Source organism: Mucilaginibacter sp. (assembly GCF_036383575.1).
Lineage (GTDB): Bacteria > Bacteroidota > Bacteroidia > Sphingobacteriales > Sphingobacteriaceae > Mucilaginibacter.
Genome location: NZ_DASVOB010000529.1, coordinates 1 through 11,815 on the forward strand (window position 1 = coordinate 1; position 11,815 = coordinate 11,815).

An 11,815-nucleotide genomic window follows, 5' to 3' on the forward strand; every position below is an offset into this window, starting at 1 on the left:
AACAGTATTATGTGAAGGAAATGATGTTTTAGCCTGTATGTTAGCTGTAAGGCCGGTAACAGCGAAAATGGCGATAAGGGCGCCCGAAATAATTGATCTGATTTTCATGTTTCGTTTTTTAGTTATTTCCCGGTTGGTCGGTTGGGAATGCGAAACCTTACAAGGTTTTTTCATTTAATTGCAACATGCAGATTGAAAAACGATAAATTAAAAATTTCTACATGATTTTTTACGTATTAATCGAATTACACGAATCTTAAGTTGTTTCAAATTCGTGTAATTCGATTAATTGTCTGGGGCTTGCAAAGCATTCGTGTAAAAATTTTTCAATAAAAGATTTAGTAAAGCAGATCGAATTTGTGAAATTCGTGCGCATTCAATTCCTGCACAAAAAAATATTTTATGGAGATCAGCGAGGCACAGCAACTTGTAGACAACTGGATAAAAACAATGGGCATCAGGTATTTTAATGAGCTCACCAATACCGCCATTTTAATGGAAGAGGTTGGAGAGGTAGCCCGTATTATGGCAAGGCAGTACGGCGAGCAATCGTTCAAAAAATCGGACATGGAAGTTAACCTTGCCGATGAAATGGCTGATGTACTTTTTGTGCTCATTTGCCTGGCTAATCAAACCGGGATCGACCTCACTGAGGCGCTGGTAAAAAACATGGATAAGAAAAGTGTCCGTGATGCAGAACGGCATAAAAACAATGAAAAATTGAAATAGTGTTTAGTTGCACACCCGTTAACTATTTAAAAAAGCGGTAAAAAACAGATGCAAAAAACATAAAAACTACCTAAAAGATTAATTTAGTATTAAAATTATAAAAATCTAAATGATAAAAGGGATTGACAAATGAAAATTTAATTAAAAGGGAAGAGTTCTTATTAAATTATTTAATAAATGCTTGACAAGTAGAAATTTAACAACTAATTTTAAGCACCCTAATTAATTAGTCATGATCCGTGTACGGTCTAAAGTTGTACTGTTGGTTGCTCCTCATATAGTTGGCCTTGATGTATTGCCCAATAACAAGGTCTTTAAACATATTTCAATCACGGCGGCTATCTTTCCGGCAATACACGATATCAAACCCAACCTGCTTATACTTGATTACGACCATCTTGTCAATGATATAGAAAAGATCCTTCGTCGTTTAAGCGCAAACCCATCATACAAAAGCATCAAGATTTGCTGTTATAAAAATAAATGGCACTCCAAAATTGATCCATTCCTGAAAACATTAGGCGTTGACCATATTTTTTATGCTGAGGACATGAAGGAGGAAGCTTCCAGGAAAAATGTCTTTGACGCTATTGGTAGCGTTATAATGGATGGGACGTTTTTTAGTTTGTTGAAACCGGTACATTAATCACCCACTTCCCTTTGGATGTCATTGCGAGCGCAGCGTGGCAACCGCATGCTATACAGAACGGCTCTGCCTCCGTGCGGTTGCTTCGTGCCTCGCAATGACATAGTTTTATATTCTTGTCTTCCTGCTTCCTGAATCTTGATTTCTTGCTTCTCTCTTTAAATCACAACCTCGCCTTCAAAAACCTTCACAGCTGGGCCTTCTAAAAAGATATCTGTAAAAGCTTTGCCATCGTAATCAAAGCGGATATTGAGGTTGCCGCCTAATACTTTTATGGGTGTTGTTATATGCCCGGTTTGTTGTTTATGCTGTGCCATGGCTAATGCAACGGCTGTAACGCCAGTACCGCAGGCAAAGGTTTCATCCTCTACCCCACGCTCAAAGGTGCGTACGAAGTAGCCTTCGTCCATCGGCTCAACAAAATTCACATTGATACCATTCTTACGGTACGTGGCATTGTTACGGATGGCATGGCCTTCCTGGTAAACATTGCGCTGCCCAAGGCCATCAACCAATTTTACATAGTGCGGCGAGCCGGTATTAAGTACATAGGCGTCGGCGTCGGTACTAACTTCGCTTACGTTGATCATTTGCAGGCTTACCCAATCGCCCTCGTCTGAAATTTTGGCATAATGCGGACCATCTACGGCCAAAAATTCAGTTTCGGATTCAATAACGCCTAAAAATTTGGCGAAGGCCACAATACAGCGACCGCCATTCCCGCACATGCTGCTCGGCTGGCCGTCGGCATTATAATAAACCATCTCAAAATCGTACCCTTCTTTGTTTTGCAGCAGCATGAGGCCATCGCCCCCGATACCGAAACGCCTGTCGCACAGGCCCGAAATCAGCTCAGGATTATGATGATCAACGCTATTATCACGGTTATCAATTAAAATAAAATCATTTCCTGCGCCCTGGTACTTATAAAAATGTAACTTCACAATACTATCCCTTTAATATCAATCTTTTAACCTTCACAAAATCCGTGCTAACAATTAAAATGACCGATGTTTATGCATTTAACAAATTTTAACAAAAAACGGGATAACTTATCATTGATTATCTCGTCTATATGGTATTAAATTTGATCTGTAAACTTAATAATAAGAAAGGCAAATAATAAATGAAAAAGATAGGTTTAACACTATTAACCGCTTTTGTTGGGGGTGCGATGGCCTTGGGCGTGTACAAGGTTATCGAAAATAAGTACTCAGACAACATGAGCTTTGAGGACAAACAAAAAGTATATTTTACAAGTAATCCGTCAACCCCGGTTTCATCAACCGGCGATCTGGATTTTACTCAGGCAGCAGCTGTAGCTACCCCTGCGGTGGTTTACATCCGCACTACTTACAGCAGTAAGGCCAGTGGCGGTGGCGGTCAGGATCAACTGGAGCAAATGTTCGGCGATATGTTCGGTCAGCGTGCGCGTCCGCAAGGGCCGCAAATGGCATCTGGTTCGGGTGTTATTATCTCGCCTGATGGCTATATTGTAACTAACAACCACGTAGTTGAAAAAGCTGATAAAATTACCGTTGCCACTAATGATCACCGTACATTCAGCGCCAAAGTTATCGGCACCGACCCAAGTACAGATCTGGCCCTGATCAAAGTTAGCGCTACCAACCTGCCTATTGTTAAATTAGGCAACAGCGATGAAGCTAAAGTTGGCGAATGGGTGTTAGCTGTAGGTAACCCTTTTAACTTAACATCAACCGTTACCGCCGGTATCATCAGCGCTAAAGGCCGTAATATCGGCATCATTGGCAGCGAAGATAATTCGGACGAAAATCCGTTTGGCCGTACCCGTCAGCAAACTGCCCCTAAATTGAACAAGGCTATTGAGTCGTTCATCCAAACAGATGCAGCCATTAACCCCGGTAACAGCGGTGGCGCATTGGTTAACACCCGTGGCGAGCTGATCGGTATTAACGCAGCAATCGCTTCACACACCGGCTCATACGAAGGCTATGGCTTTGCCATTCCGGTTAACCTGGCTAAAAAGGTACTGAATGATATTAAGAAATTCGGCACTGTTAAACGTGGCTTTGTTGGTGTAACCTTCACCGAACTTAACCCCGACAACGCCCAGAAGCTTGACGTAACAACCACCAATGGTTTATACGTGAACGACCTGGTACCGGGCGGTGGCGCCGAGCAGGCAGGTTTACGCAAAGGCGATATTATTGTTAAGGTTGAAGGCAATCCGGTTTATGAATCATCCGATCTGCAGGAACGTGTAGGCCGCTTACAGCCTGGCGATAAGATCAACATTACCGTACAGCGCGATGGCAAGGATAAAGATTTCGCGGTAACGCTTAAAGGCGATGCAGCTCCGGCTACAAACCGTACAGCAGCAACATCTAAATCGGCCGAAGAGTTGTTTAACAAATTAGGCGCAAGCTTCCACGCTTTAACCCCTGCCGAAAAAGCAAAACTGCATGTTAACGCAGGTGTACTGGTAACCCAGGTACGTGAAGGCGGCTTGTTTGACGCAGCCGAAATACCTGAAGGTGTAGTGATCACCAGCATCAACAAATTGCCAATTACCAGTATCGATGATATTGACAGGGCAATTGTAAAACCGATACAAGGCAATATTATCATTGCAGGTATCTACCCTGATGGTTCGCACTTCAGCAGCGCGTTCCCGGCTCAATAAGCATTTTTAAAGTGATTTTGCATATGAAGCCCTGGTCTTTTGACCGGGGCTTTGTTTTTTATGAGGATTGCTGGGTGCTTAACAGCTTTTGTGGTTTTATAACTTACATCGTCGCCCTCTTGGCCGGGCGGGGCCAGTTACTTTACCTTAGATGCAAAGTAACCAAACATCAAGACAAAAAAATGCTTCCCCCCGCAGGCCATACTCCCAGGCCCGCTTTTTTGTCGGGCCGGCGCGCTTTTGTTTTGGGTGTTATAACAACCAAAGCTCCTCATTGAATCTTTGCTTTATGTGGTTTCTCGACTCTTGTTGTCTTATTTCTTGACTCTTGTTGTCTTGTTTCCTGACTCTTGCTGTCTTGTTTCCTGACTCTTGCTGTCTTGTTTCCTGACTCTAACTGTCTTACTTCTCTCCTTCTCCCGTCAGCAGGTAAGCTTCGGGCGAAAGCGGGCAGAACAATGGTGGGCATGTGCGGCTGCAGGGGCATAGCAAGTTTTTGCAGAAGGGCGGGTAATGAGCGAGCGAAGCAGGGCAAAATAATTGCAGCCCGTGGTTCTGCCCGGTTTGCAGGGCAGAGGCCTTGTGCGCAAAGAAGCCTATCTGCTGACTTGACTTTTTGGTTACTTTTGTGTCAAGACAAAAGTAACTGGCCCTCGCCCGGCCAAGAGGGCGACGATGTTAGTTACAAATCCCAAAAGGCTTTTAATTGCAACCCAAACGCCTCAAAACAGATTAACCCCAAAGCTCCATCCAACCCAACCACTCCAGTTGCGATTATCATGAATAAACGAATGGTGCAGATCCCGCACATAAGCATAACCATCAACAGGCGTACGCTGATCTGAATAGAGGAAATTTAAAGAAGGGCCTGCAAAAATGGAAAACTTGCGGCTTACTTTATAAGTAAGATCAAGATTGAATTTATTAAGCTGGTTAGTTTTTAACCAGGTTCCCTGATACAGGTAGCTTGAACCAATTTCTGTGTTAATGGCTAAATGCCGGCCTAAACCAAACTCCCGCCCGAAACCTAATCCAAAAGAATAGAGCTTACTATTGCCATCAACCCGCATACCGCCCTGCCAAATGGTGTACAGGTTGCTATTACCGTTTTTGAAGGCGAGGTTGATATTCTGCGTTTCGTTGGTGGAGATAGCCAGCTTATGATAGCCGCTGTTGATGATATTCAGCAAGCCAATGCTAAAACCCGACGAAGTATCGGCAATGTTTACGAGTGCCAGCTGTACCCCGGTAAGATGTTTGGCATAATTGAACAATCCCGCAACCTGCAGCCCGCCAAATTTTTGTTGAGCAATATTCCCGATCCCACCCAGTTGTAAAGCGTCGGAATTTTTACCGGCGATATTACCGATTGCCCCCAATTGAATCCCCCGGACTGCTCCACGTGTATGATTGTAAAGGGCCGATAGCTGCAGGCCATTCATGTTTTGCTTTACGCTATTGTGCAGCAGAGCTAATTGGATACCCCGCACGTTACCAAGCACGTTGTTATACAAACCACCAAGTTGAATACCGTTTACCGAACCGCCTACTACGTTGAAGATCCCGGCTATTTGCACAGCGCCTACGTCGCCCTTATCTAAATTGAAGATAATACCCATTTCAAAACCGTCAACCCCGGCATTATAACCACCGACGGCATTGAGGGAAACTACGTTTACTACCTGGCCACTGAAATTGCCGTGGGTGCTCACGCCTGGTATAACTGAGGCCTGGAATGGGGCCTGAGCGATCAACCCGCCGAGGTTGGCGGCCTGGATCTGTTGTTTGGTGGAGAGGAATAATCTGCCTAAGGAAGTGTTTTCAACGCCCGAATAATCGTCACTAAGGATGTAACCCAGCAGGCTCTTTTTTTTTAGTGTGGTGTCGGTGCTCCTTACGGTAACATCGGCCAAAAAGGTAACCGTGGTATCCTTATAAAATTCCCTGCTGATGGTGAGCGTGATCGGCTGGCCTTCGTTACGGAGGGTGATATCAAAATGGCCTTCCTTGTCGGTTAGTACCGATTGTAATTGCTCGTGCGAGTATACGCTGGCATTGGGCAGCTTATGACCGGTTTGCTCATCGGTTATGGAACCGCTGATATTGTAGCTATCTCCTTCGGTTGCAGCTTTGTCGGTGACTATGGTAAGCTGCAAAGGTGCATATCTCAGGATAATAAAATTCTTCGATTCGCGGTATTCAAAGCGGTAGCTGAGCATATGGTCGAGCACCTCTTTGATTGTCCAGTTATCGGCATTGATGGTAACCAGGCTGTCGGTTTTTACGATATTGCTATTGTATGAAAAATAGAAGTTTCCTTTTTGCTCGATGGTTTTAAGCACTGTGCCTAAGCGCATTTCGGTTACGTGTACCGATATGCTTTTGGAAAGAATGGAATCGGCACGGGCGGTTAAGGCTGTCAGGAGCAGCAGGGCAATGGTATAGTTTAGGTAACGATGTAGTTTATACAACATAAAAGTATTCTCCAACCAATATTAATAACCCATGTCATTGCGAGCGAAGCGTGGCAATCTCGTAGCCAATGCCTGTCGAATAAGCATGTCGTTTATGCATGCCGACGAGATTGCCACGTCGCGCCATACACAGCCTCACGCATACTCCTCGCAATGACATGGTGTAGAAATTTTTATCCCTACTTCAACACAATCCCTTTTCTCCCACGCTCCACCTTGATCTTAAACGTTTCGGAGATCACCAGCAATACCTGATCTAACGACTGGTCTTTAAACACCGTGGTAATAGGCAGGTTAGCGATACCATTATTACCGATAACAATGTGCGCGCCATATACCTCGTTCAGCGAACTTACCAGCTCATGCAACGGGGTTTCGTCGCAAACCAACTCATGGGTTGCATAATAGTTATATAAACGTCCTTTAATGCTCTCCTTGGCAAGCAGACCATCCTTTTTAGTTACCAGTACTTTTTCACCGGGATTGAGGTTTACGTTTTTGGTTTTCTCGCTCACGTTAACAATCCCCGTTTCTACAATTACCTGTGTTTTGTCGTTGCGGCTCTTCACATTGAATGACGTGCCAACCACCCTAACCGTTACACCATTCACCTTAATTATAAAAGGTTTTGTTTTATCGGGCGTAACTTTGAAGAAAGCTTCGCCCAACATGGTAACGGGGCGAATCTTGCCGGTAAACTTTTCGGGGTAAATCAGGGTACTATGACTGTTTAGAGTAACTACCGAACCATCGGGCAGGGTTTGCACACGGGTTTGGGCCTTGCTGTCTATCTTAACAAAAGCAATAGCCTTATTATCATAGTAGTGGCTTATGGTTAACCAGGCCACGGTACAAACCAACAATAGTGATGCCGCGATACCTACCCACCAGCTTGTTTTCATTTTGCGGACCTGCGCCGTTGGGGCTGTCGTTGGAGCCGCATTATTCAGTCTTTTTTGCAGACGGAGATAGGCTGCATCCTCATCCAGGTTTTTGGTAGAGGCTATATGCTGACTCTCGTCCCAGATCAGCTTAAAATTATCATATTCCTGCCTGTTAGCAGGCGAAGCGGCAATCCAGTTCTGTATAGCTTCCACCTCGGTGGGCGTAGCTTCGCCAACCAGGTATTTCACCAGCAAATCATCATCTATGGGCATACCGGTATAGCTCATACAAACCAATTAATAAATAACAATAAAATTATGGGTAAAAACTCGGCCAGTTTCTGGCGCATTACCCGTAGCGCTTTGCCCATCTGGTTTTCGATAGTTTTGATCGAGAGACCCATATGATCGGCAATTTGCTGATATTTAAGCTGCTCAAACCTGCTCAGTTGAAAAATGATGCGGCACTGCTCGGGTAGTTCGCTCAGGGCTTTTTCAATATGCTTTTGCAGTTCGGCAGTGAGCAATTTTTTGGAGGCCAGTTCGCTGCTGCTGTTCTGCTCCATTTCATCAGCATAATAAACGCCGAAATTGGCGCGTACCTTCTGGTGCTTTAAATAGTTCAAGCTTTCGTTATGTACAGAGCGGTACAGATAGGCCTTGATACTACCGTCGGTTTTCAGTTGATCGCGTTTTTCCCAAATTCGGCAAAAAACGTTTTGTACTACCTCTTCGGCCATTTCATCATCCTTTAAAAAAGTGTAGGCGTAGGCGTGCAGACTTTTAAAGTGATCTTTAAAAAGTCGTTCAAAAGCCTTCTGGCTTCCCTGTTTAATTAAACCAATGGCCGTGCTATCGCTATATTCCACTTTCAGGGGGTAGATGTTAGCGCTAAAGATAGCTTGTTTGGCCGTTAAATTCATAGAGCCCAAATGTTAAAAATAAATCAGGCCAGCTGGATCTGGATAGTGTACAGCGAATGATGAATATCAACCTTGCTGCACACCCCATTGGTGTAGCTGTAGAAATTATAGTTACCATCGGGCAGGTCGATGCGGTATACATGCGGGCTCACCTGTTTAACCTGTAAAAACTGCTGAAAGTTATCAGAGTACACCTGAGCCTGGTCGTCGGGTTCGCGGCAGTAGAGCAGCATGAGGTTGGCGGCAATTTGTTTTTGATCAACCCGGCCGCATTTGCCCTCGGCAATGGTTTGGTAGCCTGTGGCAACAGCTTTGGTTTGGCGATTGCATTTTTCTGAACCATTAACATGACGGCACACCAGCGAATTTATCAGCTTGCCATTGTTAAAAGTGCTCTCCTCCTGGATATCAACCTTAACGCTGAAAATGAAGCGCATTTTTACTTCCGAGATCATTTTGAGGTACAACTCATCGCCCTGGCGCTTTTGGTATAGGTTCATGTGACCAACAACCTTGCCGCTGTGCAGTACATTGTACTTAACCGTTTGCTCCTGCGCCACAGCACCGGCAGCGAGACATAGCAAAGCCAGCACCACGGCCACCTTTTTCAGCGGACCGAATATTTTTAATACCGGAAAGGTTTTGTTGCGGAATGAGGGGAGGATGTATTTTTTAAATAACCAAATTATCAGTGCAGGTATCATGGGTAATTATTTTAAAGTGATTGAATAAAGCTTTTAACGCGTTTACTTTATTACAACACTCTAAACTTTTACCCCTATGTCTTTGCATTATTTTGCTTAATTAATTAAATACTACTATATCTATCTATATTGTATAGATAGCAAACATAGTAAAAAAAATCGGGTGTCCCAATTTTTTGATTCCCCACTAAAAATTGAAAATAGTTGTTGAGGTTTTTTGAATAAAAACGGCAATGTTCCAAAAATTGAGAGTGAAACGCGGAACGGGCTGAAACACTATTTACACTGACTATCAGCTCTTTAACAAACAAGTTGAAACAATACTAAATTACTGTAAATCAGCCATTAAAGCTTTTTGGTGTGAAAATTAGGCGTTCCAGTTTTGTGGTTTTAAATAGGTTGAATTTTGGGCGTTTTTTTATGTTTTTTTGGAGAAAATGATTTTGGGTGATGGTGGTTGGGTGGGGTACTGACAATGTAGCGCCACCATTTGGATGAGATTTAAGAGCTATTTTTTAATAATGATTTTCGTGATATCACGAAAATCATTAGATGCTACAGCTCGCTTATATATAAAGTCAAAGCCCTCCAGCTATTTACAAGCTCACGAATATTTCGTTGTGCAATTTTAGAAACTCAACTTTGGGATAAAATTTCTTAGGCTCAAGGAGCGCTTTGCCATCTATATCGATAAAATTTTGTTTGATAGCAGGAACATCTTGTTGCGTATAAAACTTAGGCGAAACCTTGATCTTGAAATCTTCGGTAACGGTTATCATGTGCTTATCAAAGGCTTTATCATGCAGCGCGTTTAGGGCAAAGCCATTTTGAGGATTTAGGCGATTGCCCTTGTCCTTGCTCCACGGTGCTATATGGCTTGCAACCAATAAGCCTGGTATAGCAATGCCGGTTATACAACATTGATTGTTGTAATTTGAAAGTACAACATCCCTAAAGATAGATTGATTTAAACGCACCTTGACCGACCGTGTAACTTCCCGCCCTTCACTCTCCTGGTATTCATCAAGGTTGATAGCATATAACATCTCTACAGTAGTATGTTTCTTTTGAGCAAGCAATACTTCGCCCTCCATGTACTTTTCATCCCAGCGGTGCATGTACTCGTCCCAAACTTCTTTGTCCAGTTTGCTGGCGTTGCTCATGCCTTTAATGCTTCGCTGTTTTAAAACAGGATCTAAACTTGCAAAGTTCACCAACTTCAAAGCTACAGAACCTGGTGTTCTTCCTATTAAACCGGAAAGTTCTTTAATTAATGGATTGTTTTGGTGGATTTGGCCGAACAGCAATTTAGTGTATAGGTTGATGGCTAATGTTAGCTCATCTTTTGTCCATAGTGTTTGGCCTTGTTTCATCGGTTATTTTTCTACCTCGAAAAATACATGTTTGCACCGAGTATTTAAACTATTATTATGGAGACTCGAAGATTGTCGTATCGCATGATGCAATATAAGCTTAATGGCAAGGTATAAAACATTGTTATGATATGTTTGGAAATCATATATTTATTGTTTTAAACCGTTATGTATTATACAGGATTCGATATCAAAAATTATAAAGGAATAAAGTTACTTAAGCTTAATTTAATTAAAGATCCCCAATCTAAAATTTTCACGCTTGTAGGATTAAACGAAAGCGGGAAAACAACTATTTTGGAAGCGATATCACTGCTGAACATACCGGATACTCCTCACAATGTGCATGACTACATTCCCAAAAGTCATAGAATAAATTTTAATGAGACCATAGATATTACAGCTCGTTTAAGCTTTGATGAAAAAGATATTGAAACTATAACTGAGAAATTGAAAGGCCTGGGCTTTAAGAATGTCAAGATAGATAAAGATTTAATGCTTTTTAAGATTTATCAATTCAAGGATTCTGAACATCAAAAGGGGTCAAATAAAAGGCTTTGTTTATTTAATATATCTCTCTCAAAAGGAAAATCTAAGACAATAAAGAAGTTATCCGATTTCAAAGAAGAAGATAATATGATAGAGAGCCTAATACTTAAAGAACTTATTCCTCCTATTCTTTACTACCCTAATTTCTTATTTGATTTCCCTGAAAAAATATTTCTTGAAGAGACAGTAAATGAATCTGATGAACAACCGTTATATAGAGAAGTAATAGGTGATATTCTTAGTTCCATAGATCCTAATTTAACCATTGAAAAGCATATTTTGAGCAGATTAAAGGCAAACAATAGTGACGCAAAAAGATCCTTGGATTCAACACTGTTGAAGATGAGTTCTAAGGTTACAAAGATAGTTTTTGATGCATGGGAGGCTATATTTGACTCAAAAGGTAAAGAAATAGTGATAAGCTATTCTCAAGATAAAATGGATGGCTTCTATTTAGAGTTTAATTTGAAAGAGCATTCTAATTATTATCAAATAGCGGAACGAAGTTTAGGATTTAGGTGGTTTTTTACCTTTTTGTTATTTACAGAATTTCGTAAGAATCGAGCAAATAATAATGGAGAAATTTTATTTATGTTAGATGAGCCTGCGTCTAATTTGCATTCCACCGCTCAAAAAAAACTATTGCAAACGTTTGAAAAAATACTTAAAAACTCGAAGTTAATATATACAACTCATAGTCACCATCTTATTAATCCGAAATGGTTGTCAGGGGCATATATTGTTAGAAACAAGACCGTAGATATAGATGACACTATTGATTATTCGCCAGAAAGTACTGATATAGAAGCGGTTTTGTATAAGAATTTTGTTGCTGCACATCCAAATCAACGTACATATTTCCAGCCTA

10 protein-coding genes are annotated in these 11,815 nt (G+C 42.0%); 4 read left to right on the forward strand and 6 right to left on the reverse strand.

The window, feature by feature from the left end:
* Positions 1 to 402 precede the first annotated feature (402 nt).
* Entirely contained in the window at positions 403 to 729 is a 327-nt protein-coding gene (locus tag VF500_RS18660) for a nucleotide pyrophosphohydrolase (RefSeq protein WP_330861128.1), read from the forward strand.
* 232 nt (positions 730 to 961) lie between these two features.
* Positions 962 to 1,375, forward strand: coding sequence for a hypothetical protein (locus tag VF500_RS18665; RefSeq protein WP_330861129.1), 414 nt, complete (start codon positions 962 to 964; stop codon positions 1,373 to 1,375).
* Positions 1,376 to 1,533: 158 nt separating this feature from the next.
* Here VF500_RS18665 and dapF read toward each other — a convergent pair whose 3' ends face one another.
* Positions 1,534 to 2,319, reverse strand: coding sequence for a diaminopimelate epimerase (gene dapF / locus VF500_RS18670; RefSeq protein ID WP_330861130.1), 786 nt, complete (start codon positions 2,317 to 2,319; stop codon positions 1,534 to 1,536).
* Positions 2,320 to 2,501: 182 nt separating this feature from the next.
* Here dapF and VF500_RS18675 point away from each other — a divergent pair, with 182 nt between their 5' ends.
* Positions 2,502 to 4,040, forward strand: coding sequence for a Do family serine endopeptidase (locus VF500_RS18675; protein ID WP_330861131.1), 1,539 nt, complete (start codon positions 2,502 to 2,504; stop codon positions 4,038 to 4,040).
* A gap of 722 nt (positions 4,041 to 4,762) precedes the next feature.
* Here the strand turns inward: VF500_RS18675 and VF500_RS18680 are convergent.
* The 5 genes from VF500_RS18680 to VF500_RS18700 form a co-directional block, all read right to left on the reverse strand.
* Complete coding sequence (locus tag VF500_RS18680; RefSeq protein WP_330861132.1) at positions 4,763 to 6,514, reverse strand: carboxypeptidase-like regulatory domain-containing protein; 1,752 nt, start codon at positions 6,512 to 6,514, stop codon at positions 4,763 to 4,765.
* Positions 6,515 to 6,693: 179 nt separating this feature from the next.
* Positions 6,694 to 7,686 (reverse strand): FecR domain-containing protein, encoded by a 993-nt coding sequence (locus tag VF500_RS18685; protein WP_330861133.1) that lies wholly within the window; start codon positions 7,684 to 7,686, stop codon positions 6,694 to 6,696.
* Complete coding sequence (locus VF500_RS18690) at positions 7,683 to 8,321, reverse strand: RNA polymerase sigma-70 factor (RefSeq protein ID WP_330861134.1); 639 nt, start codon at positions 8,319 to 8,321, stop codon at positions 7,683 to 7,685. The genes VF500_RS18685 and VF500_RS18690 overlap by 4 nt, the downstream gene beginning before the upstream one ends.
* A gap of 23 nt (positions 8,322 to 8,344) precedes the next feature.
* The gene (locus VF500_RS18695; protein WP_330861135.1) at positions 8,345 to 9,025 is read right to left on the reverse strand and encodes a DUF6134 family protein; all 681 of its coding nucleotides are present in this window, start codon (positions 9,023 to 9,025) and stop codon (positions 8,345 to 8,347) included.
* Between the two features lie 596 nt (positions 9,026 to 9,621).
* Positions 9,622 to 10,398, reverse strand: coding sequence for an HNH endonuclease (locus tag VF500_RS18700; RefSeq protein ID WP_330861136.1), 777 nt, complete (start codon positions 10,396 to 10,398; stop codon positions 9,622 to 9,624).
* Between the two features lie 168 nt (positions 10,399 to 10,566).
* On the opposite strand from VF500_RS18700, the gene VF500_RS18705 reads away from it, so the two are divergent.
* A partial coding sequence (locus VF500_RS18705; protein WP_330861137.1) for an AAA family ATPase occupies positions 10,567 to 11,815 on the forward strand: 1,249 nt, incomplete at its 3' end.